This is a genomic window from Spirosoma aerophilum (assembly GCF_054782495.1).
The window spans coordinates 33,040-57,089 of sequence record NZ_BAAGSJ010000004.1 but is presented as its reverse complement, the minus strand read 5'-3'; the positions used below and the strand labels follow the sequence as shown (position 1 = coordinate 57,089).

The 24,050-nt window shown below is 46.4% G+C and carries 19 protein-coding genes and 2 pseudogenes; 4 read left to right on the top strand and 17 right to left on the bottom strand.

Annotated features, from left to right (window positions below; all coding sequences use genetic code 11):
* Positions 1–147: 147 nt before the first annotated feature.
* The 8 genes and pseudogenes from ACYVK4_RS02180 to ACYVK4_RS02145 all read right to left on the bottom strand — a co-directional run.
* Positions 148–1,059 (bottom strand): tetratricopeptide repeat protein, encoded by a 912-nt coding sequence (locus tag ACYVK4_RS02180; RefSeq protein ID WP_461125846.1) that lies wholly within the window; start codon positions 1,057–1,059, stop codon positions 148–150.
* Positions 1,060–1,068: 9 nt separating this feature from the next.
* A complete protein-coding gene (locus ACYVK4_RS02175) occupies positions 1,069–3,246 on the bottom strand; it encodes a serine/threonine-protein kinase (RefSeq protein ID WP_461125845.1) in 2,178 nt (725 codons plus the stop codon).
* Positions 3,247–3,278: 32 nt separating this feature from the next.
* Entirely contained in the window at positions 3,279–4,052 is a 774-nt protein-coding gene (locus ACYVK4_RS02170; protein WP_461125844.1) for a caspase family protein, read from the bottom strand.
* Positions 4,042–4,863 (bottom strand): PP2C family protein-serine/threonine phosphatase, encoded by an 822-nt coding sequence (locus ACYVK4_RS02165; RefSeq protein WP_461125843.1) that lies wholly within the window; start codon positions 4,861–4,863, stop codon positions 4,042–4,044. Before ACYVK4_RS02165 ends, ACYVK4_RS02170 begins: the two co-directional genes overlap by 11 nt.
* 3 nt (positions 4,864–4,866) lie before the next feature.
* Complete coding sequence (locus tag ACYVK4_RS02160; protein WP_461125842.1) at positions 4,867–5,469, bottom strand: FHA domain-containing protein; 603 nt, start codon at positions 5,467–5,469, stop codon at positions 4,867–4,869.
* 2 nt (positions 5,470–5,471) lie between these two features.
* Positions 5,472–6,404, bottom strand: coding sequence for a hypothetical protein (locus ACYVK4_RS02155; RefSeq protein ID WP_461125841.1), 933 nt, complete (start codon positions 6,402–6,404; stop codon positions 5,472–5,474).
* An 83-nt stretch (positions 6,405–6,487) separates the two neighbouring features.
* Positions 6,488–7,264, bottom strand: a complete 777-nt coding sequence (locus ACYVK4_RS02150; protein ID WP_461125840.1) for an FHA domain-containing protein — start codon at positions 7,262–7,264, stop codon at positions 6,488–6,490.
* A 479-nt stretch (positions 7,265–7,743) separates the two neighbouring features.
* Positions 7,744–7,875: pseudogene (locus ACYVK4_RS02145) on the bottom strand (integrase core domain-containing protein); the annotation flags it as partial.
* Between the two features lie 996 nt (positions 7,876–8,871).
* On the opposite strand from ACYVK4_RS02145, the pseudogene ACYVK4_RS02140 reads away from it, so the two are divergent.
* Positions 8,872–9,087, top strand: a pseudogene (locus tag ACYVK4_RS02140) (prolyl oligopeptidase family serine peptidase); the annotation flags it as partial.
* Positions 9,088–9,312: 225 nt separating this feature from the next.
* A complete protein-coding gene (locus ACYVK4_RS02135) occupies positions 9,313–9,633 on the top strand; it encodes a hypothetical protein (protein WP_461125839.1) in 321 nt (106 codons plus the stop codon).
* A gap of 247 nt (positions 9,634–9,880) precedes the next feature.
* On the opposite strand, the gene ACYVK4_RS02130 is transcribed toward ACYVK4_RS02135, so the two are convergent.
* The 7 genes from ACYVK4_RS02130 to ACYVK4_RS02100 all read right to left on the bottom strand — a co-directional run bounded on the left by ACYVK4_RS02130 (position 9,881) and on the right by ACYVK4_RS02100 (position 17,971).
* The gene (locus ACYVK4_RS02130) at positions 9,881–11,500 is read right to left on the bottom strand and encodes an ArnT family glycosyltransferase (RefSeq protein WP_461125838.1); all 1,620 of its coding nucleotides are present in this window, start codon (positions 11,498–11,500) and stop codon (positions 9,881–9,883) included.
* 295 nt (positions 11,501–11,795) lie between these two features.
* Positions 11,796–12,581, bottom strand: coding sequence for a glycosyltransferase family 2 protein (locus ACYVK4_RS02125; RefSeq protein ID WP_461125837.1), 786 nt, complete (start codon positions 12,579–12,581; stop codon positions 11,796–11,798).
* Between the two features lie 588 nt (positions 12,582–13,169).
* Positions 13,170–13,763, bottom strand: coding sequence for a Holliday junction branch migration protein RuvA (gene ruvA / locus ACYVK4_RS02120; protein ID WP_461125836.1), 594 nt, complete (start codon positions 13,761–13,763; stop codon positions 13,170–13,172).
* 111 nt (positions 13,764–13,874) lie between these two features.
* The gene (locus tag ACYVK4_RS02115) at positions 13,875–15,482 is read right to left on the bottom strand and encodes a lytic transglycosylase domain-containing protein (protein ID WP_461125835.1); all 1,608 of its coding nucleotides are present in this window, start codon (positions 15,480–15,482) and stop codon (positions 13,875–13,877) included.
* A gap of 62 nt (positions 15,483–15,544) precedes the next feature.
* Complete coding sequence (gatA, locus tag ACYVK4_RS02110) at positions 15,545–16,993, bottom strand: Asp-tRNA(Asn)/Glu-tRNA(Gln) amidotransferase subunit GatA (RefSeq protein WP_461125834.1); 1,449 nt, start codon at positions 16,991–16,993, stop codon at positions 15,545–15,547.
* Positions 16,994–17,091: 98 nt separating this feature from the next.
* Positions 17,092–17,295 carry a Sec-independent protein translocase subunit TatA/TatB gene (locus tag ACYVK4_RS02105; RefSeq protein ID WP_012928982.1) on the bottom strand — a complete coding sequence of 68 codons (204 nt, stop codon included), beginning with the start codon at positions 17,293–17,295 and terminating at the stop codon, positions 17,092–17,094.
* Between the two features lie 214 nt (positions 17,296–17,509).
* On the bottom strand, positions 17,510–17,971 hold the full coding sequence (locus ACYVK4_RS02100; protein ID WP_461125833.1) for a YkvA family protein: 462 nt from the start codon (positions 17,969–17,971) through the stop codon (positions 17,510–17,512).
* 192 nt (positions 17,972–18,163) lie between these two features.
* Between ACYVK4_RS02100 and mdh the strand changes: the two genes are divergently transcribed.
* Both mdh and ACYVK4_RS02090 read left to right on the top strand, forming a co-directional pair.
* Positions 18,164–19,105, top strand: a complete 942-nt coding sequence (gene mdh / locus ACYVK4_RS02095) for a malate dehydrogenase (RefSeq protein WP_461125832.1) — start codon at positions 18,164–18,166, stop codon at positions 19,103–19,105.
* Positions 19,106–19,237: 132 nt separating this feature from the next.
* Entirely contained in the window at positions 19,238–19,678 is a 441-nt protein-coding gene (locus ACYVK4_RS02090) for a DUF2846 domain-containing protein (RefSeq protein WP_461125831.1), read from the top strand.
* Positions 19,679–19,780: 102 nt separating this feature from the next.
* Here ACYVK4_RS02090 and ACYVK4_RS02085 read toward each other — a convergent pair whose 3' ends face one another.
* Together ACYVK4_RS02085 and ACYVK4_RS02080 are read right to left on the bottom strand one after the other, a co-directional pair.
* Positions 19,781–21,247 (bottom strand): hypothetical protein, encoded by a 1,467-nt coding sequence (locus tag ACYVK4_RS02085; protein WP_461125830.1) that lies wholly within the window; start codon positions 21,245–21,247, stop codon positions 19,781–19,783.
* A gap of 167 nt (positions 21,248–21,414) precedes the next feature.
* A complete protein-coding gene (locus ACYVK4_RS02080; RefSeq protein WP_461125829.1) occupies positions 21,415–23,928 on the bottom strand; it encodes a zinc-dependent metalloprotease in 2,514 nt (837 codons plus the stop codon).
* Positions 23,929–24,050: the final 122 nt, after the last annotated feature.

The window sequence follows — 24,050 nt, the reverse complement described above, 5'->3', positions numbered from 1 at the left end:
TTCCGTTGCGACTTTTTGGTGGGTAAATCCCAACTGTTACAACTTAAAATCAGTACTCCGCTACTACAAGCTAAAAGAAAGCAAAGTATATAAGTATATGAGCGATTCATTATCAAAAGAAGTATTTTGTGGTATGAATAGGAAAGCTTAGAATGTGTAGCCAACTGCCAGGCCCCACGACTGGGATGAAGGTTTCCATTGAAGCGCGCTAGTGCGTTGCTTTGGCTTGTGTACTAGCAGATAGATTTCAGCTATCGTCGCCAAAGCAGCAACACCTATACAAGCCTTGAATAAGCCGTTTTTTTGCTGAGCGGCTTCGGCAGCTGTGTAAGCCTCATTATATTGCCGATATGTGTCTGGATTAGCGATTATACCACTTCCGGTAGGATCAGCGGTTTGGTTAATTTGCGTAAGTGTACTCAATTTTGATTGATAATCACTCCGTAAGAGTAATGCGTAGGCTCCGGTTCCTACAGCGATCACACCCGTCAAAGCTTTTAAACCAATACGTTTTGAAGGTTTGGGAAATAAGATGTCTTCTATAACCTGAAGTTGAATTAATAGCGATTCTTTTTTTGTTGAAGTGGCAAATTTCAGGGCCTCTTTATAGCCATTTTTAGCTTCAACATACCGCTTTTGGTTAAAAAGCTGGTTGCCCTGACGTTCATAATATTCTCCCAACTGCGCTTTTGTGATAGCATCATCAGGATTAAGATTTAGCAGTTGACCAAAGAGTTTGATTGCTTCTGGTCCTTTGTTTTGCCGCATAGCATCATCGGCTTGCTGCCGAAGCATTAAGCCGGTCGTGCACTCTGCGATTTGTTCTTTAGCGTAGCGGTCGTTCTCAAAACCAGGTACTTCAAGACAGTTTTGATATTGCCGCCGTGCTTCGACATATCGACCTTCTTTAAAAAAATCATCCCCTCTTTTTTTGTACCGATCATATTCATCGTCAATGATAACGACGCCCCCCGATGGGCGGCACACCGCTCGGATAGAGGGCTGTAAAACAAGTGTCAGGAAAAGGACAAGGATAAACGGGTGTAGTAGTTTATGCATAAAATTGAGTTACTGATCTGTACATTGTTTAAGTTTTCGTTTGACGTCTTCGGTATCTTTTAAGGCTTGGGCTACCTGGTACCAACCTTTAGCACCATCAAATTCATCTCTGTCAAAATAACTTTTGCCTTTGCTCATGGTGTATGTATATGCCGCATCGGCTTTGGCAGTGCCTAAGTCATTTTCTTTTGCAAATGCCTGCGCTTTGGTGAAGGTCACAATAGCTTTTGCCTTGTTATTGCCACTAATGGCTTTCATACCTTCCTCAATTAACTGATCGTATTTCTCCTGAGCTTCCTTTTTTAAATTTTCCGGCGCAGCTGGCTCCGTTGTTTTGGGCTTATCGGGTTCTGGTTCTGGCGTTGTATTTTTAGGTGGTTCTACCGGAAGCACGGGTGCCACCTTTGCCTCTTCCTGGGCTTTCTTCCGGCTTTCCTTGATAGCTTCATCGCGTAGTGTGATCACATCCCGGCGAGTAGGGTCTAAATTCAACGCACTACTAGCCATGTCAATCGTGTACGCAAAGTCTTTCATACCAAAAGCCTGTTGAGCTTTCTTGAGAGCAATATCTATCCGTCTATTAAGCGCTTCTCTCGATTCGCCAGGAACGGAATTAATTTCACTTGGGCCAGAAATCTTTCCGATGCTATCGGTAGCACTTCCTATAGAGGGTACTACGCTAGTTGTTATTGTACTGTCTTGTCTTTTTGTTACTCCTTCCTCTTTTGGCTGGTTAAAATAAAAGACCAGGACACCTACAACCAGCGATACAGGAGCCATTACTTTCCAGGGAAACGTTCGGTAAGATGTGTTCGTGACAATTGGTTGAATAACAGGGGAGAGGGGCGCTACATCTCCATGCTTTTCAGGGTTGGCAACCTTGATTGCTTTTGCCGGCTCTGCTACAGTTGGCGTAACGATTGGTGCTCCAGGTGGTTCGTAAATATCTGTATGTTCGTCCTGTTCCTGATAGATATCCGTTCGTTCTGGCTCAGTAACCAGCGGTTTAGGCCGGAGTTTGTCAATGCAAAAAGCCAGGCCCCGAATGGCCATATCGTGGGATGCGTTACGTTGCAACACCTGCTCATAGCAGTCTTTAGCCTGATCAAAGCGTTGCTGTTGGATAAACACGTTGGCTTCGTTCAGCAGATTTACTATAAGCTGCTGCTGAATAGCTAGCGTACACTGTTCTACTCCTTTTTGTGCTTCGCCATGGTGTTCTCGCTTAGCGAGTACCTGCTCAAACAAGCTAAGAGCTGATTGATATTCCTGATGATAAAGCTGTTTTTGCGCTTCACCCAACAGATGAGGAATCAAATCCAACAGATCTAATAGTTCCTCCTCTTTTCGGGCGCGTTCGTGAATATCGCGTACTAGACACCTCCGTATTATGGCCCTATAGGGCTCGGCAATTTGACTCAGGCGAGACGGCAACTCAACGGTTATGATTTTCTTTTCGATCTCTCGCCGAACGGATTGTTCACTACTGTTGCGGGCATCGGACCGAAAAGGCTTTTCGCCTGTCATTATTTCGTACAGGATAACACCAAATGCCCATAAGTCGAGATTAAAACTAACCCGGCTACCTTCTATCTGCTCGGGTGCTTTGTAGGATGGTGTACCGCGCCCATCGCTCAGATCGAAATCAGAACTATCGAGTTCGTCATCACTGACTAGTTTACTGAGTCCAAAGTCGGCAATTTTAGGAATGAATCGACCGGCATTATCGCGAGATATAAGAATGTTGGCAGGCTTAAAATCGCGGTGAACAATGCGATTCTTGTGCAGATGTTGAAGTCCCAGTAGAATCCCTTGCGTTATATCATAAATTTGGCCAGGGGCTAACACAACGTTTCGGAGCAGATCGGCCAGATTACCGTCAGGGTAATACTTCATAATCGCGAAATCACTAATGCTTGTATCCGTTTCAAGCCGATGGCAGGTGTCGTATCGAGCTATGTTAGCTTGCCGGGGCACTCGCTTTGCCAGTTCTACTTCAGCCTTTAGTGACTTTGTATCATTTCCCTTAAATTCACTTATTTTAATGGCAACCCATTCGGTTTCCAACTGATCCTCAACTTTTATAACCCGCCCATATGAACCACTACCCAACAAAGACCCTTCATCATTCGGGCGGATTGGATAACGTTGCTTGAATTCCTTAAAAGAAGTAAATGTTTGACTCATATGGTCATATTGATCTACATAGAAGGGTTAGTTCAAAGATACGATAAAGGTAATGTATCTGGGAAACGCCCGTAAAAAATTGGTGTTTGATGTCCTTTGGTTCGTTTCTTAACTTGGGGAGTTACGTACTTATGCAATTCTTTTATGGTTACAATGCCATTACTATCAAGGTCTCCTTGTCCTCTCAAGCCCCTTAGTAAAAAGTAAGTGAAAGCACCACCAGCTAATCTGCCGTCCTCAACTGCGCTTTGAGTGGATCGACTGGCAAGCATCATGGCTACATGGCTACCGTCATGCACATTGGTGGCCAGCGTTGGTCGGGTCGTCTTTTGTTGAGTTATTCCCCCCGAGAGGCATGCATCTGCAATACACAATTTCGTTTTTGCTTTTGATTCACGGAAAGCCGTTTTGATAGCCTTATACGTTAATAGCCTACGCTGGTCGCCCGGTTGTGCATCATAAGGAACAAAACTGTCGGGTAAACCGTGTCCTGAAAAATAAAGGATAACACGGTCATCAGTACCAGCTTGCTGGAAAAGTTCCAACGCTTCTCGAATAGCGTTCTGCGTGGCTTGCCGATTGGTCAGGAGACGTAAGTGAGCGCGCGAGATGCTGCCTCCTGCTTTACTTTGCAAAAAAGTGGCCATCTGATGCGCATCCCGATCTGCAAATCGCAGATCACCCGTTGTATATGTAAGTGCCTGATAGTCAGAGATTCCGATAACGACAGCATACGTTTTTCCGGGTATAGAAGCTCGCTGATAACCAAAAAGCAAACTTAAACTAAGGAGAACACTAATGAGCATAGGTTTCAAAAGTACTATTTACATGAACGGATTCGGTTTGTTTTACGCAATGGATGCCGATCAAATAACCCGAATAATTATCCCTGGTCTGCCCATCGCATAGTGTCTGTAAGGATTGGATTTTGGCCTGATCAGGTATATCACCTGCCAATGTGGCTTCCAGGGCGTAGTCATCTACTTGCTCCAGAAGACCATCTGTACACATAAAAAAGTAATCACCTGCCCGAATATCAGTCAGGGTAATTAGGTCTGGAACCGCACGGATTAAGTTATTTCGTTTATCTGTTGAGCTGGCAACGATAGCCTTACTAAGTCGATTGCGCCAAGGATGAGTGAGTGCCTGTGTCGCAGTAATAATGCCCGACTCCACCATGTCGTTTACCTGTCGGTGGTCTTTAGTCTGAAAGATAATTTTACCTGCTCTCAGTTGATACACCCGGCTATCGCCAATATGAGCAATTGTGAGGCCTTCCTGATGAATTTGCAGGAGCGCAAGTGTCGAACCCATTCGACTTACAAATGGATGTTGCTGAAAGTACATGTAGTAAGCCTCGTATGCTTGATCAAGAGCTGTTTGTAAATGAACCAGGTCAAAAACTGGTGAGTCCATCGCAGTGCTATATTCCTGTATAGCATTGCAAACCAACTGACTAGCAATTTCGCCTTTGTCAGCCCCGCCCATGCCGTCACAAATAACAAAAAGTTGTGTATGTTCAGTGGCCATGCCAACAGCTGGATACAGGGTATCCTGATTGATAGTTCGTTGGCCAATGTGCGAAAAGCCAAAGGGATATGTTGGATGAATCTGCATAAGCTATTCCGTACGATCTGGGTTATAATCCAACTCAATTTTATAGGTTTCGAGCGTAACAGACGGGATTGAATAATGCGTCAGACGAAAGCGGTCAAGCCCGCCCAAGGTGATTATCTCTTGGTCTGCGACATCAACAATTTCTGTTTTTAGCAAAAGAGTTTTAGCTAACTGAGTGCCGTTTAAACTGTATTTGATCGTCTTGGAGTCAACTTCGGCAGCTCCATCATGAAGTTGATATCGCAATTGCCCTGTCCACTTATCGAACGTAATGGTTAGGGTGCAATGCTTACGGCTGATAAAACACCGACCATTATGCATAAACCGGGGCACCTGAACTGTGCAGGTGTCAGCAGTTCCAATGATATTATGACCTAACTGAAGCGGATAAGTGGTTTCTGGTTCATTGATATGGGTGAGTTGCCCGAAGGAAGGTAGTCCCTGGACGATATGCTCATCATAGTGAAATGGTTTCCGTAATGTATTTATGACCCTACAGCCGGTATGAGTACATTGGATAAATCCTCGTTCAGCATCGGCGGCACGAACCATTATTTTACGGCCACAGTGCTGGCAGACAATCAGCGTCGTTTTGAATTCTCCCATGTCTACTGGTCGTCCATGTCATGCACATCACCATTATTTATATAGGTATCATCATCGGGCTCATGCGAATCGGCAAGGTATTGTTCTTCTTCCAATGCTGGCTCATCGTCACCACTTTCATTCGACATTTCGGGGGTGGCTGGTGCCGTTATCTCTGGTTCAAGAATTGAATCCACCACTTCTTTCGACATACTGGCTTCCAGCCCATGGCTAAATTGATCGTTGCTTAAAATGAAGGACTCGTCGAGCTTTTCATAGGCTATTAATTCACCCGTGAAGGAATCATAACGTAAAAGTGTATCCATTCCATTGTCGCCATGGGCATCGACTATCTTATACGTACTACCATTTGATCCTTCCATTATCAGGGTATCAATAATACCATCCCGATCAAAATCAAGACCCATCACGCGCTGTCCATTGATATGGCCCTCAATAATAGTAGGTTCAGGAGTTGATGCCATATGTGTTTCCGGTGCGTGAGTATGGGGAACTCCATATGGTTTCACGGGCAGATGCTCCTGAGTAATCATTTCTGTAAACTCCTGCCGTTGTTCCAATGATAAGCTACTCCATTCTTCTTTTTCGAATGTGTTATACCAGTGACCATGCCAGCCAAATATTCCTCCTATCCCAACTTCAGTACGAGCTGCTTCGAACGCCTGCTCAAAGGTCATGGTTTCGGTTACCTTCTGGGCAACATCTACATCTTCAGGAAGTTGCGTAGTCCCTGTCTTTGGTAAGCCGTTACTTGGAATAGTGGATCCAGGAGATGATTTGTCTTGCGTAATAGCCCAGGCGGCACCGCCTAATAATAAAGTAGCAGCTGAAATTCCGAGTATTTTCTTTTGCGTAGGATTAGGTCCTGTTTTGGGGGAAGATGCCATGGAATAAGTATCTGTTTGGACGTCAGTCTGTTCGGAAAGTTGTGACATAAAGTTTATCGTATGATAAATTGTGAAAGATACCAGTTAATAGGATGTACGTTAAAAAGGTAAGTGGCCATAGACCAGATTTTTTACTTCGTCCACACAGCTTGACAACGTCGACAGGTTTTTTGTTGAGCAAGTAGCTCCCATTCACGATTCCCAAATGGGTCACGACAATCAGGATTAGGACAGCGATATTTTTCGCGGTATTCTTTATCAATAATCTCCAACTTTTCATCGGTAGACAATAAAGTGGAACATAGTGTTGGTACTAGTACGCTCAAGCCGGCTCCAGACATAATATGAATAAATGGCAAGGCCCCACCTCCTGTTGATAAAACAGCACTTACGCCAACAACAGATGAAAGAATAACACTTCCTGTCCGAATCATTTTTTCGCGATTACGACAATCCCGACGAAGTTTCGGATATTGTTCATAGACCTGCCGTAAATCGGAAAAAGAGGTACAAAAATCTAGTGGAGATACAGCCTGTTTATTATTGGATTGGGTTTCAAATGGCGCGGGTTGGGCTATATTTGTGGACTTAATCGGTCTATCTTTTAGCAAAGATAGAAGTGTATCTGTCGTGAACTCTGTATCTGCGAGTTGAATCAGATCGTTATTGTCAACTACTTTACGTGTAATACGGTTGCCATTGACGTACGATCCGTTTTTACTAGCCAAATCTTCAAGGACAAAACGGATAGGGGTACACTGAATAAGGCGGGCATGATACCCGCTGACTTTGTTGTTTAAAACAACAATTTCATTATCTACACTTCGGCCAATAGTATAGGTGAGCAATTGACTCAGATCCATAATCAACTGTTCAAATTTACTTTCATCTTGTGGAGCGGAAGACATAAATATATTTGTCGTATGCTTGGTATTAATTTATCCAAGCAAAGGTAAAAATATGTCTAATTAATGTATTTTTAGACTAGACTTATGGAAAAAATATATATTATTTACTATGTTTATTTTTTCATTTATTCTTTGCTGTAAAAGGAAATATAAAGTTATAATACATCGTATTTAGTTAATTTCAACATTTGTCAGTTCAAGATTGAGTCAGAAAATTTATATTTGTTTATCTATTGATATACATGTGTTTTTTTGTAGAAACCGGTTCTGATCTTGATCAGATTCAAGGCAAATGAAGGAGAAGCAAAAAGATTAATGGTTCCAACCGTCTTGCTGCATAACCCTTTTTTAACTTATGGAGTAAAGGGATACCATACTGTGTAATCGCTCTGATTCGCCGTTTAATAAGCAAACGTTGGGGATTCTCCCGAAGAAGCGTTCCGCTTAAGGATTGAGGATCGGACGTTCATTAGTTTGTATTACATTCCCCTTCCAACCTCTTTCGAGGTTAATCTTCCCAGCGAACTGTGAGGTCGGGAATTATTGTATTCTTGCCGCCAGTATTCAATTTTTTGGCGTGTATCTGCCAATAATAAGAACCAGAGCGTACTTAAACAGTCGTCTCAGAAATTGACATCGAAAGATTCAACAGAAAGGTCATCAATGGGCTTATCAAGTCTCGAGAAATCTAATGTTACCCCATTGTCATACGCCCGAACGGGCGGCCCCGCATAAATCGAGCACTTTTGAAATAAACTCACTACCATTGTCGGTTTGAATCTGTTCGGATATTACCAATTGTATAACTTTTGTCTAATTCATCACTGCCACTGTATCGTCTCCTTTCAATAACTGGCCATCATGAATTGCCAAGTACTACCAACTATAATTATCCACTACAGTCAACACCAGGTTTTTCACCCATCAAATAACTGATCAGCGACAAAATCCATGCCGCTACAGAGGGCGGTTCCAGCATTTGTGAATACTATAGAATTGTGCTCGTTCAAACCGGTGGGCAGCCGCTCGATTACGACGAAGACACTTGCTGCTGAGATGCAAACCTTTTTCACAGTATATTCTATACACTCTTTTATGGTTGTCTCGCCAGCCTTCTGTGCGCTGCAACACATAAATCTGCTGATAACCGCACCGAACCCATACTTGGGCAATTTCTTTGATTCGTTTCCATAGAGTCATCTCAAAGGCGAGACTTAAATTGCAAGGAGTATCGACGAGATTTAACAACAGAATATGCACCACGAGCCGAAACCCAATGGCTTTCCATTAAACTTGAGGCCAGTTTTACTTGCTGAACTGGCCTCAAAGCATTTTTGAGCACACCCTGAAGCATTTGTTTGTCTGGGCTTAAATCGATTACTAGCTGTTTTAACTGACGGTTTTCTTTTTCTAACTGATGCAATTGTCGGAGTTCGGCAACCTCCAATCCGCTGAACCTTTTTCCGTTTGTAATAAGTGGCCTCGCTAATGCCCATTTCGCGACATGATTTGGCCAAGGCCATTACGAACAATTGTCTAGCTGTTTAAGATAATACAATCGTACGATTTTCTCCACTTTATACTGGCGCACTTTTGTGGGTTCAGGACAGTTCATCGCCCACTCAACGATGGATGAGAACGTGCACGTTCGGAACACATTTCAGCTAATGAACGCCCTCGAAGATGCGGGTAAAGATGCTGACTTACGGATATACCCGCCGGGTGCCCACGGGGTTGCTTACAGCGCCGGTACTCAGCTGCTGTTGTATCAGCAGTACACTAATTATCTGGAGATGAATCTGAAAAACAGCCCGATTAACTAAAGACAAAAAAGTTAACCTTTTAAAAAATATTTTCAACTTTTTGATTTACAGACTTAAGTTGTTAGTATCTATTTATCAGTAGGTTACATAATTTAGGTATTTTCTATAGGTATTATAGGATAAATACTTATCTATCTAAATGATGAACATATTTGTTTGGCGCTAGTTCGATACTATTGAAATGATTTTCGTTTCATGTTTTTACTACACAAACAGTCAATCGTTATGAAAAAATTAATCATCGCTGCTTCGGCCGTTGCATTGTTGGCGGTTGTTCAGCCAAGTGTTGCCCAAGCTGTTCAGGAAGGAAAAGCTGCCAAGAAAGAAATGAAGGCGGAGAAAAAAGTGGCTAAAGCACAGGAGTACAAAATGGAAGCCAGAACCCATAAAGGTTTGGAAATTAAGGGCGTATCGGACCCTAAAACCAGAATGGCCAAAGCCGACAGAAAGATGGAAAAGGCGGAGAAGAAAGTAATGAAAGGAGAAGCCAAAGAATTGAAAGCCGTTGCTAAAGAAAAGCAAAAGCAGGCGGCTGGCGTAAACTAAATGAAGGCGCTCGTATAAGAAACATTCAACCATTCACTTACATACTGAAAGCGGAAGATGGCCCGGTGCCGTCTTTCGCTTTTTTTACGTAGTTGGTTTTGCAGACGGAAACGACGACATCACGCTGCTTTTCTGGAAACCGGGGATAAATCGAAAACGATTTATAAAGATTACGCCAGCAGTTAATGTTGGGGCCTTCGAATCTGTTGGAAGGCATCCGAACAAATCGAATACTGGAGGGCGGTGGTTATTTTTGAGGGGCAAACACGGCTATGCTTCCGCTTTGTGGGACTACCCTTCTGAAAATTTTATCCTGGTAGTGAAGTGTATCGCTTAGTGTTTTGGTCGAAATGATGTAATCGGCAGGCGGGTGTGTATCGAGTAATCGGCTTGCGGTCTGCACACGGATATGGTAGAGTAAAATGGGCCCTTTCAATTTTTGATACCACATATAATCAAAGCTATTTTCGATCAGAAATAAGCCCACTCGTGTAGTGTCCCTGTCAGATCGCTTCTGATTTAACAGTGAGGCAATCTGGTTAAATGTAGCATAGTTTTGAGGTTCATTAACAAAGTATTTTTGTTCCCGGCTGTCTAAAAAGGATATCCGTTGGGTGAGTGGCGGGAGGGTTATCAGCGGTCTAAAAGGATTAGTCAGTGCAAAGACACTTGCCGACAGAATGAACAACCAATACGGCCATTGTATTTTCTTATCGAGTGCTGATACTAAGCAAACAGCGCCTATGGGTGAGCTTAGTAGGAACAATGTCGTATGCAAACGGCTGTGCCAGGGTTGCCACCTCAGATAAAAGCAAAACAGAATAAATGCCGTGATAATTGTTGCTGTCAGTACAAAGTAGGAGACACGATTTGGAAGCTTATTTTGACGAATGAGCCATATAATACTTGCTGTCAGCCATAAGATATGTAAAAAGGAAGACGCATTATCTTCATTGTTGCTCAGCCTTGGTAAAGTAAAATGACTGCCCGAGTACGTAGTGTTAACATCATTGATGTCGGCGTTCATTAGCGAGTGTAGTTCGTCAACGCCATGCTGAACCACCCAATGTACACCGGGAAAACCAAAATGAAGCGCCAGATTACGGCTCACGTTCGAGATTAACATTTTCCCGGAGTGGTATGCATTGGTATACTCACTGCCAAGTTTAGGGTCTGTTAAGGGATGTCCAAAGACAAGGATGTTACGGGAGTAATGGCCCACATTCAGGCCCAGACTTATCGTTAACATCAACATGAGAGGTAAGGCCAGCTTATACAGAGCACGCAGGCCACCCCGGCCTAAGCCCGAAACACGGACCAGCCGCCTAAGCTCCAGGACACCCCATGTCAATAGTATCGGAGCACTTAATAAATAGGCCGTCCCTTTCGTGAGAAAGGCAAATCCCAGGGCAAGACTAGCCCAGCCGATAGACATTAAATGCCTGTTTTGATAGTAACGTACCAGATAAATGACTGTTAAAATCAAATAGAAGGATACGACCAGATCGTTCTGGGTAGATGATAATTGCAGTATAACCATTGGTATGGTTACTGCCATGAACATAGTTGCCATCTGTACCGTTCGGGAGCCACCTAGTTGTTTGCTGAGTATAGATAGGCTTATGAGGCAACCAACTCCAGACAGCCACTGGACCGAGTTTGCCCACAAGTCGGACTGGCTTAACAGCATTGTGTGTAGAATGAGCCATTCTGCCAGTGGTGGTTGGTAAAGCTCCCGTTCGATATGCGTAGCAAAAGGCTCAATACTTTGCTGTTGTATCCAATGTCCGACCCTCCCCATATGATAGACCAGAGAGTCGAAGTTATTGGGTGGATACAGAAAAGCTGTGAGCAGCGTTAAGCTCAAAATGACCGTTGTAAAGGCCAGCATTTTACGCTCGAAGCTGCTCAACAGAGACCACCGTAAACGTATCAGCGGGACACCTTTATTATACTGGAAAATAGACCAACTCGTAGAAAGAACAGCTACGGCGATCCAGGATACTTTCAGGTTTACCTCATTTAATCGGGAAAAATAACTTAACGTTTCGGTTATGATAAAAACGGCGGATGTAATTAATAATAAGGAATCCGTTAGGCCAAATCGAATTGGTGCAGGGTTTTTGTTATGAGTTCGTAATACTGACTGACCATACCAAAGGTTAATTAGTACCCACGTTAGTATTAGTACGTTCATGAATTGGGGTTACTGCTGAATTAATCATTACCGTGCTTACCTCTGGAAAAATATTGTACCGTATAATGCAGAAAATGGCTCTGAAGCCATCTCGCCAGCCAATTTTCTTCCCTTCTGCGTATGTTCTACCATTATAGGATATGCCTACTTCATAAATTCGTATACCCGGTATCCGGGATACTTTTGCTACAATTTCAGGCTCGAAACCGAATCGTTTTTCCTGTAAATTGATCTGCTTAAGAATAGGAAGCCGAAACATTTTATAGCATGTTTCCATATCTGTAAGATTCAGATCCGTAAACATATTCGATAGTAAGGTGAGAAACTTGTTGCCGATTGAATGCCAGAAGTATAGCACCCGGTGCGGATGGCCACTCAGGAATCGCGAGCCAAAGACAACATCGGCTTTCTGATCAAGTAAAGGCTGAAGTAATACCTGATATTCATCGGGGTTATACTCCAGATCGGCGTCCTGAATAACCAGAAAATCGCCACTTGCCGCTTGTATACCCGTTAACAGAGCCGCGCCCTTTCCCTTGTTGACGTCATGGCGGATATACCTGAGGTTGACGTTATCATATTGGCTCATGAAGTTTTGAACACATTCCTGAGTCATATCCTGTGAGCAATCATCAACAAGAATTATCTCTCGCTTAATATCTCTCGGAAGATGGGCCGTGGTAACCTGTTCGAGCAGGAAATGAATTGTTCGTTCTTCATTAAAGGCAGGAATTAAGATGGATAGTTTCATTTATTCAGGAAGGTGTATGATGGCAACAGGGTTTTACTATCCGGGTCAAGATAGGTGGCTTCTTGTCAGGGCGAAGACATGAAAAAGCCTAAGATGACCAGTTTAGTGAAATGTCAACTTGTCTGTATTATACAGACGGGTACTGGGCTATATCCGTTTATGACTAATACATATGCGGAAAAGTGTAGCCTCGTAATCGCTTAAATGTAGCTGAGTATGAACGATAGAAAGTCAGTTGATGAGCAACCCATTGAAATGAGACTTTCTACTATTGTTGTGCACTATTAGGTAAAACGGTCCTCAATAGTGTACCAAGTCCCTAAAGTACTAATTAATCTCATATTAGGGTGTCATGCGGCTATTTAAGTTATATTAAGTTGTTATATATGCTCGAAATGAGTATTTGTAAAAAAAATAATCACCCATGAGTAGCTCATAAAGTTACTTATGGGTGATGGGTAGAGACAGAATATGTTATATGGAAACCTTTTGTTTGAGGTCTTTACCTTCCACTTTTAGGCACTTGGGTAGATAGCAGAATGGTCAACCAAACGCTTGGTTAACGTTTAATTGACCATTCGTTTGTCGTTACTGCCGTAAAGCCCGTCGAATAACATCTTCAACGCTTAAGGATGGGTCCGCTTTTAACGCATCATCCACACTTTTTTCGGCGGTTGCTTTGGGGAAGCCGAGAGCGACCAGCGCAGCCAGAGACTCCTCCCGCACAGGGTTGGCGGCTGCCTGCTGGCGGTAGGTGGGACCGTCGGGTACCACGCCCGATTTTTTCATCTTGTCCCGTAGTTCAAGAATGATGCGCTGGGCAGTTTTGGCACCAATGCCTTTGATGGCTTGCACAGCCCGAACATTCTCTCCCAGAATAGCCAGCCGTAAGTCGCCCGGCTGCATAGCCGAGAGCATGCCCAAAGCGGTGTTCGGGCCCACACCTGATACACCGATCAGATCTAGAAACAAGCTTTTCTCATCGGCATTGGCAAAGCCATAAAGTGCCTGCGAGTCTTCTCGAAAGAGATGATGGATGAACAGTTTAAGGCGATCGCCACCACCGGGCAGAACCGCGTATGTCTGGAGAGATATATGTACTGAGTAGCCGACTCCATGTACATCAATGATGACATGGGTAGCTTCTTTATAGGACAGAGTTCCGTCTAAATAAGCAATCATTCGTTAGCTGGAAAAGCTTGTTTTTAAGCTAGTTATGTTAGAGTAAAGATACGAAAAACCCACGACGTTTTGGGTAAAACGTCGTGGGTTCGTGAGGGTAGTGTATTGGTTTTATCCAACAATAAGTTTTTGTCCGGGCCGCAGAGAATTACTGTGGATGTGGTTCATTTTCTTGAGCTGGTCGATGGTCAGATCGTACCGCTGAACAATGTTCCAGAGCGTATCACCACTCTGTACTTTATGATAGCGAGGCTTATAATGCTTCGATTTAGCCAATACTTCCGCTTTTTTGCGGCTTTTAGCAGTGCCCTGATCGGCCAGGCGCTCGGCACGGGTTTCGGCTACTTCTTTCAGAATAACCAGCTTTTGACCTCGTTGAATAGTGGTAGAACGGAGGTGATTCCACCGCTTTATATCATACAGCTCTACGTTATAGCGATCGGCGATCTGAAGCAGGTTGTCCCCTTTTTTGACAACATACGTCTGCTTGCGGGGTTTGCGCAGGACTACCGTTTCAATATCCTCCTCGGGCTCATCGGCCGATTCGGCCAGGGCAAGTTGGGCGGCTAGTTTTGATTTGGTTCCCGGTTTACTCTGCTCAGCCACCATCTCTTCGGTAGGTGTTTCGTCGAGCGTTATCCCTGCCAGCGGGTTACGATTCAATTGACGCCATATGCCCATCGAATCGTTGCCATAGCGCACGTCTTCGGCACTGGCCAGCAGCGTGTGCTCCATAACGCCGGGGCGCTGACGGGCAGAGTCCAGTATAGCCTGCCGACGACTGGCGAAATAACCGTATTGCTGACGGGGAACACGGAGTGGATACCGGTTTGTGTAATTGGGTAAAATGGTCGTTGTGATGGCCGGATTCATCTTTTGCAGATCGGCCAGCGTCATGGTGCTGTGTTTGGCAAACGTTTCGAGGTTGAAGTAGCCGCTCACGTGTATCGTATCGTGCGGAATGGGGTACTCATAGTTCTCGGCAACAATACCATGGTCATTGGCATAATTCATCAGGTAGGTAAAGGCCACAAACTGGGGTACGTAGCCACGGGTTTCTTTCGGTAAGGCGTCGTAGATGGTGTAGAAGGAATCTCCCCCCGACCGACGCATGGCGCGTTTAACTGCATTGGGCCCACAGTTGTAGGCCGCCATCGCCAGTTCCCAGTCGCCGAAGATGTTGTATAGATCACGCAGGTATTTACAGGCCGCTTCGGTGGATTTAACGGGGTCCATTCGTTCATCGACGTAGTCATCCTGATACAGTCGTAAGTCACGCCCTGTACCGGGCATAATCTGCCAGAGTCCGCCGGCACCGGCGCGGGAAATCGCCCGTGGGTTCAACGCCGACTCAACAATAGACAGGTATTTGAATTCGTCGGGAAGGCCATATTGGGCCAGCACACGTTCATAAAGCGGAAAAAAAAGCGGCATCCGCTCCAGCATTGTTTTGGTTGTGCTGGCTTTTCGAAAGGTAAAGTAATCGACGTAGGCCTGAACAGCCTTATGGTAATTGAGGGGAATACTTTTCTGCAGCTTGGCCAGTCGTTCCCGTAGCAAACTGTCGGGTACGGTTGGCACAGCGGCAATAGTGTCTTTCTTTACGATCGTACTGTCCTGGTGAGGCACGACTGGATTGGCGAGCGTTACTGTCGTCAGGCCAACCACTACCGTACTCAACAGCCCTAGTTTTTGAAGGCTACGGTTCAGATAGTTCATATAGGTATCGTTCAGTTACGTTTTTATACAAAATGTATGTATGCTTTGACACTACTAATGCGTCATGCATCGTACATCTTTTTTGCCAGAGCTACCAAAGCTCCCTCTGCAAACGGGGGAGCCATGAGTTGAACACCAATGGGTAGCCCGCTGGCATCTGTACCGGCTGGAATCGAAATGGCCGGATAACCGATTACGTTGGCCTGTACCGTAAATATATCGGCGAGGTACATCTGTAATGGGTCGTCGTTGGCACTTCCGCCGGTCTTCTCGCCCAGTTTGAAGGCTGGTGTGGGTGTGGTAGGCGACAATAAAAAGTCGTATGTATTAAAGAGTTGTTCTGCTTCCTGACGAATTAACCGGCGAACTTGCTGGGCTTTTGTATAATAAGCGTCATAATAGCTGGCACTCAAGGCAAAAGTTCCCAAAAGAATGCGTTTACGTACTTCAGCACCAAACCCCTCTGTCCGGCTTTTTTTGTACAACGACAAAAGATCCAACGCTGGTGTGTCGCTGGATAAACTTCGGTAACCATATCGTACGCCGTCGAAGCGCGATAAGTTTGACGAAGCTTCGGCCGTGGTCAGAATATAATAAGTTGGCAGCAAATACTTTAGAAGAGAGATGTCAATGGGTTCTACCGTATGGCCCGCGGCCCGAAGAGCGTCAATCTTATTCTGGGTAGCCTCCCGGATGGATTGATCGACGCCCATGCTTTCGACACCATCCCGCAGATAAGCGATCCGAAGTGGCCGATCGGGTAAGGTAGTCTGGGTATAAACCGTGACGGGCTGGCTCGAAACCGTACTGTCGTAGGCGTCGGCTCCGGCCATTATTTCGAGCAAAAGGGCCGCATCGTCGACCGTGTTGGCAATGGGACCAATGCAATCGAAGGATGATGCATAGGCAATGAGGCCCCAGCGGCTGATGCGTCCGTAAGTTGGTTTGAGACCCACTACGCCACAAAAAGCGGCTGGCTGACGAACAGATCCCCCCGTGTCGGAGCCGATGCTGGCCAGACACAGTCCGGCCTGAACGGCTACGGCCGAGCCACCACTCGATCCGCCCGGTACGCGGCTGGTATCGGCGGCATTGAGGACAGGACCGAAACTGGAGTTTTCATTTGAAGAGCCCATCGCGAACTCATCGCAGTTTTGCCGTCCAATGATAATCACATCTTCATCGAGCAGGCGTTGTATGGCTGTGGCCGTAAATTGGGCGGTAAAATCAGCAAGGATCTTACTGCCCGCCCGAACGCTGTGACCGGTATAACTCAAAACATCCTTGATGCCAATGACCATACCCGCCAGCCGGCCCGCTGTGCCCGTGGCTATCTTTTGGTCGACTGTGTCGGCCTGTTGCCGGGCTTCATCGGCATAAACTTCAGTAAACGCGTTGAGGTGGCGGAGTTCGTCAATGCGAACGAGGTATTGCTCTACCAATTGGCGGCAGGTGAGCGAGCCGTTATTAAGATCGGCCTGAACGGCGGAAAAGCTACGGTATAGTGTCAAAACGAAAGACGTAACATGGAAACCCTATAAAGCAGAAACAGACAATTAAGCGGCTCCGGTTTGGGGCTGCTTAATTGTCTGTCTATAAATGAAGCGGATTATTTCTCCGACTCTTTCAGACCTTCTTCGATATTTTCACGAACGTCTTTGGTAGCGTCTTTGAATTCTTTGATGCCTTTACCAAGTCCCCGTGCGAGTTCGGGAATCTTTTTAGCGCCAAACAACAGGAGCAATGCCAGGAAGATAAAAATCATTTCCTGACCGCCCAAACCCATAAATGCCAAAATGTTTGCCGAAATCATGTTTCCTGGGATTTGAATGTATGCAAAATTAACAAAACTCTCTCGTACAATCTATTAAAACTCGGTGAAACTTACGCAGCAATCGTCTGTTTGGTTTCGTGACCGCTGTTTAAAATTGCTTCCGGTTACCGAATGGGTTCGTGATTGATGTTCCCATTCGTCAGCCAGCACAGCGCTGGTGTAAATCATAAACGGAGGATTCCCCCCTTTTTACTCACCCAATCTTAATAGTTTTAGCCGGCTGGGTCGTCATCTCACCCGTAGCGGCCGTCGTTTGTTCCCACTGCCGGAACTTCTCAATATCGTCTTTTATGCCGCTGAAGAGCCAGAACATCAACGCAATATCATCCGTTAAGCCCACAATGGGCAGAAAGTCAGGCAGGATGTCGATCGGCGACACAAAATAAATAAGTACGGCGATTACCCGAATCAGTGTTTTCCAGGGCAGCTGTCGGTAATCACCAGCCGCATAAGCTTTTAACAGCCGTGTAACAACGCCGAGCTGCTCCCGAAAAGCGGCTATGTTGTTGCCTGATAAACCACCGCTTTTCTCCAGCGCATCCCGAATCAACTGGTAGAGACTCCGGGAGTTACGAGCATATCGAACAGCACCCACGTTGGCCCGCTTGAAGAAAATAGATGTTAATATTCGTGATATAAGACTCTTATTTGCCATTGTTATTTCTGTCATTCCGGCCTGAAGCCTACTGGTAAAGTAACGTATAGTGAATGTCACGCAAAAATAATTCACCGAATAAATTATAAACGTTGGAACTGACTATAAGTTTTAATCAGAACACTTTGGTTTGTCTTGAGCGGGAGACGTACTTTTGCGATCGTTTGTTAACCCTTTAATTCCGAATACTGTATGAAAGTTACCGTAGTAGGTGCCGGGGCCGTTGGAGCCACCTGCGCTGATAACATTGCTCGCCGGGAACTCGCCCATGAAGTCGTTTTATTAGATATAAAAGAAGGCATCAGCGAAGGCAAATCGCTCGATATGCTTCAGGCATCAACCCTGCTTGACTGCGATATAAAGCTGACGGGCTCTACCAATGATTATGAGAAAACGGCCGGTTCCGATGTTGTTGTGATTACCTCGGGTTTGCCCCGTAAACCGGGTATGACGCGCGAAGATCTAATCGGTATCAATGCGGGTATTGTGAAAGGTGTAACAGAAAATATTCTGAAATACTCACCCGACGCGATTTTCATTATTATCTCTAATCCAATGGACACGATGACTTACCTGGCGCTCAAATCGTCGGGTTTGCCAAAGAACCGGGTCATTGGTTTGGGTGGAGCGCTTGATTCTGCCCGTTTCAAAACATACCTGTCGCTGGCACTGGAGTGCTCGCCCAACGATCTGCAGGCGTCGGTTATCGGTGGTCACGGCGATACGACCATGATTCCGCTGACACGCCTGGCTACGAAAGCCGGTGTACCGGTAAGCCAATTCCTGAATGAAGATACGCTGAAGAAAGTAGCCGCCGACACAATGGTAGGTGGTGCTACCCTGACCGGCCTGATCGGTACATCGGCCTGGTATGCACCGGGTGCGGCTGGTGCCTATATGGTAGAAGCCATCGTACGTGACCAGAAGCGGATCATTCCATCCTGCGTGTTGCTGGAAGGCGAATATGGCCAGTCCGACATCTGCCTGGGTGTTCCGGTCGTATTGGGACGCAATGGATGGGAAGAGATCATTGATTACAAACTGACCGACGAAGAGCAGGCAGCCTTCAACAAATCGGCCGATGCCGTTCGGAACATGAATGGTGTACTGAGCACACTGAATATTGGTGTTTAGGTGCAGATCGATACGTGTACTAAAAAGAGGCTCCCTAACCGGAGCCTCTTTTCGTTTTAACGGGATGGATGTGGTGATTTGATTTATTATAATTACATATAAATTAAATTACATATTTAATGGTAATCTTTTATGAAAACATCCCTGCTTTTTGTTCTCTTCGGTATGGGTTTCGCCAGCACTGCTTTTCGCAGCGACGGTAGTTCACTCGCCGTTCGTCCGCATGACGATTTCGCTTCGATATACATTTACCGGGGCCGTCAATATTTTGGTTCTGCGTTGAATTATGCGTTGTTCGCTAACGGCGAAAAAATCTGTAAGCTTAGTAATAACCGGTTCATAGAATACAAAACGAAGCCTGGAAAGCTATCCCTAACGGCGCACACGGGTGGCGTGGGACTAATAAAGAAAGAAACCGGACTGGACCTGACAGTGGAGGCTGGTAAAAAGTACTATGTGAAAGGCGACCAGAAAACGAGCCTTATCCGCACCCGTCTGGAGTTATTAGAAGTGAGCGAGAACACGGCCAAACGTGAAATGATAGACATGGCAGTAGATGCTTGTCAGGAATAATAGTCGTAGAAAAACAAAAAATCCTCGCCAGATTCTTGGCGGGGATTTCTGATTTGTGCCTTGTCGGTTTTAAACCGTCAGGCGGGTCCAACTTGCAAAATCTTAAATAAATACCTGGTATTGCAGCGTTAACTGGCCGCGTCGGCCGCCTGCCGAAAGTTGCGAGGTGCCGGACGATGGGGAGTAGTAGGGGCGATTCTGATAGTCGAGGGTTAGCTTTCCATTGTGGCCTTTAATGAGGTAGTTAACGCCTATGTTATACACGCCAAGCGTAGCAGCAACCCGCTGGTAGCTGGCCATCTGCGCCTGTACATAAGGCATTAATGTACCGTTGCCAGCCCCAAACAGATCACGTTTCATCAGGTAACCAAACTGCCCATATACAACACTGCCCGTGCCAAACATGGGATATGAGTTACCTTGTGTACCACCCAATGCTCCGGGGCGCTGCGTAGCGGCAATATCACTGCCGGGGTTCAATGCTCCGTTAAAACGAAGGTAATTGTTGCCGTAATCGGTGTGAAAATAGCCCAGGTAGGCATTGACGGCCGTTCCTTTCGCTTTGTTCAGCGGCATATCCAGGAAAGATGCTACCGACCACATCGTCATGTTTTCGTACACCGTATCGCCGGGAGCGGCCAGATGTACCATCGCGTTCTTCTGGGTAATAAAACCAGCTTCCAGATTGAAAATCTTCTTGGCTCCCAGATAAGTACCTGTGTTATACCCCGGTGTTTGATTGGCCTCTTTGTCGAAGAACTGCCACATGAACAAGCCTTGAAACTGCTTATTGTGACCTTTCAGCGCAAAAATTGAGTTTGGGCCATAAACTGGCAGCGCGGCACCATTGGTTTGAATGGGGAAGGGGTCGCTCAGAGCTACGCGATAGTCCAGATGACCAACCTGACCACGGGCATACAGACTTAATTTGCGGGAAAACTCATCGGTTTGGTCAACGGTTGCCTGAGCAAAAATTGGCACATCCAGCGACATAATGCTGCTGACACTGGGGGAAGAAAAACGCGATAGTCCGTTTACAACCGTTAAACCTCCGCCAATTTTCAGGTAATCTTTGTTTTTCCACACCAGGTATTCGCCGACGGCATCGTGAAAGAAAGCCTGTATTTTCCGGTTCGAGGAGGCTGTCTGGTTAAACCCACCATTCAGGTAATTGAAGTTGTTCATCCCGAACTGGAAATATAAAAAAACGTGATCATTGAGCTGACCAAACAACTGTATCCGGGTTCGGCGTAGCCCGATCGAGAAGGTGTTGTCTTTGGGAACACCAACAACGGTTGTGCCGGGGTTACTCTGATTAAACTGTAGCCAGGCCTGGTTTAGAAACGTCGCTTTGAAGAAATGGGAGCCTGATTCGTTGAGGTTGTATTTTAATTCGTTCTTCTCGGTTGCCTGTTTGGGAGCGGGTGTTTGATTGACCGTTTCAGAAAGCATAACCCGTTTCGTGGCGTTAGTTGTATCGCTGGGGGGCTGGGTCGGTTGTTGTGCCAATGTAAGTTGACAGGTCATCAATAAAATAATTACCCAGCTAGTATGTACAGAAGTAGTCATGAAACGGTGGTTTGGTATCCGGACAAAGCTATGACCCTAACTCAAGATAGGAGGTTGGGGAGTAGTTAAATTGTAATTAAACTTAAATCGATAACTTGGGAAATTACAGTCATTCGAGTTGGCTAAAATGAAAAAGCCGCCTGTCAAGTAAACAGGCGGCTTTCGTATTATTTCCAGTCGCAGTCGGGCGAGAGCCATTCCTGACCGGGGTCGATGGGAGCCCCGTCGGGTGGGGTCTGTGTATTGGTTGGTCGTATATCAGCAATGTTGCCGGCTGCCCGCCGGATCTGGTCCGCGCCAAACAAATGATGAGCCGCTATTTTTGGGTTAGCTTTAGAGACGCTTAGTTTACTAGTCAATTGACTCAATTTCAGGAGCGCCACAGCTCGCGCCTGAGAAGCAACCTCCTGATTATTGGCCAGATCGATCAGCTTCTGTAGAAACAGTTTATCGGTCATGCGCTTCACTTCGGCCTGATAGCCATCGGCCGGATCTGCTTTGTACCAGGTGGCACTCAGTAGCTGATCCAGCATAGATTCGAGGCTCAACTGCGCGGCATCGAGCGATGACTGCGTCACCAGACGGCTAACGCGCTCCGGGTTTAGCAGCATTTGAAGGGTCATGCCCGCAGCCGCTTCGGCCGGTCCCATCGGGTCGAATGTGATACCCGTCCGGCGTTTGAAGACTTCCCGCTGATTGGGATCGTACCGGAATGGGCGGGGGGGGATCAGGGTCAGCACGGATTTAGGTAAGGCCAGGAAGGTGGGGTCCAGCGTGGTTAGCAACGCATCCAAAGCTCGTTTCTGCTCCGATGCCGGAACCGTCGACATGACCGCCTGACCATCGCCCCGGAGCGCATTGGTATAGGTTTGACCCCCTACAACTTTTGCGGCTGCTTCAACTTGATACCGGTGGAACATATACATTGGCACCAGCACTTCTTCGAGCGTTGCCATGGGCATACCCGCCGGTATTTTGGCCGCAGTAAAATTCGATAAAGCAAGGCGCCGAACGTCGGTTACCCGCTTGAGCTCGTCAATGGCGTTGGACCCATTGTCCCATAAGTGAGTGCTGGGGTGTGCCGACCCTTCCGGACGGGCATCCTGATCGGTCAGGAACGTCAGGCCCGACTTATGCATGTCGGTAACAATTTTGTTGAGGGCTTGCTTTTCATTTGTTCCGGCCGGGAACTGCTCATAGCCGTAGCGAATGCTCCACTTATCATAGGCTCCAATGCCTTTGGCATACGCATCCGACAAGTCGATGCTGGCTCCTTTTATCTTGGCCACCATTGTTGGGTAATCCATTACAGAGGCACGCCCAAATCGCTCCGGCGCACCGGCACTACCACCTTCTGTGCTGGCAATGTAATTGTGTGGCAGGCCAAGTGTGTGCCCAACTTCGTGCGCGGCTAGTTGACGCAGCCGCTCGATGGACATGGTCATCATTGGGTCGGCCTGCGAGGAATCCTGTCCGGTTGCGCTGAAATTACCAACCAGTCCCTGCGCAATCAGGTAATCCTGTCGGACGCGCAACGAGCCCAGTGTCACTTTCCCTTTGATGATCTCACCCGTGCGTGGATCGCTGATACTGCCCCCATACGACCAGCCCCGGGTGGAGCGGTGGACCCACTGAACAAGGTTGTAGCGAATATCCATCGGATCGGCATCGGCCGGGAGTAGTTTCACCTGAAACGCATTTTTATAGCCTGCGGCTTCAAAAGCCTGATTCCACCAGGCAGTCCCTTCCATCAGCGCTGACCGAATAGGTTCGGGCGTGCCGGGGTCGATGTAATAAACGATTGGTTTCACCGCTTCACTGACGGCCGCTGATGGATCTTTTTTCTCGAGCCGATGCCGCGAGATATACCGCTTCATGATGGGCTGACTCACCGGCGTAGCGTAGTCGAAATACTCGATACCTCCGTAGCCAATACGCGGATCAAATACACGGGGTTTGTAATTGGCATCGGGCAACTGCACAAAGGAGTGGTGCTGATGCATGGTTATGGCCGTAGGTGTAGGCACTACTTCGCGCAGGTAAGGCCCTGGATTATCGCCCGTGAGTGTAATGATCGTCTCGAACTCCGTGTTTTGCGGGAATGCTTTTGATCGGGGCAGATACATCGAACTGCGGGCAGGATCGAATCGAAATGTGCCCTGCCGGGTTCGGGCAATGGCCTGCACAGCACCCACAGCGTCCTGTAGTAGAAATGGTGTCAGGTCGACCAGTACTTTACCATTTTCTTCGGCGACAACATCAAATCCGGCATGAACCGATTTGGCAAATGACTCCTCTACGGCCTGCCGTTCGAGCGGGTCGTTGCTGATGGCGCGATAGCTGTAGTTGGGCTCAATGAGCAGGACTTTAGGGCCTGTGCGCTCGAATTTTACGACATGTTCCTGGCCCAAGCGGCCCCGGTCAAGGCCGATGTCGTTTGACCCGACGCCCTGTGCTAATGTCGGATAATACAGAAATTCAGTATTGAAGGAGGCTATTTCGAGCCAAATTTTACCCTTTTTGGCATCCCAATAGTAGGTCATGAAGCCGGGATTGCGCTCCATACCTGTTGTAAAGGTGGTAATGCCCGGGGCTGTGCCAGTGCTGCTGGAAGGCTGGGCAGCTAGTAAGTACGGAACGGTCAGTAGGAGATGAAGAAACAGGAGTACCTTTTTTTGCATTTCGAGTTGGGGTTGTAATTCCCGCTCAAGATACGGCAAAAGCACTTATGGGCATGTATAAAGCGCTACAAAAGGAAAGGTCGGCCATACTATCTATTGTATGGTCGACCTTTCATGTGTTT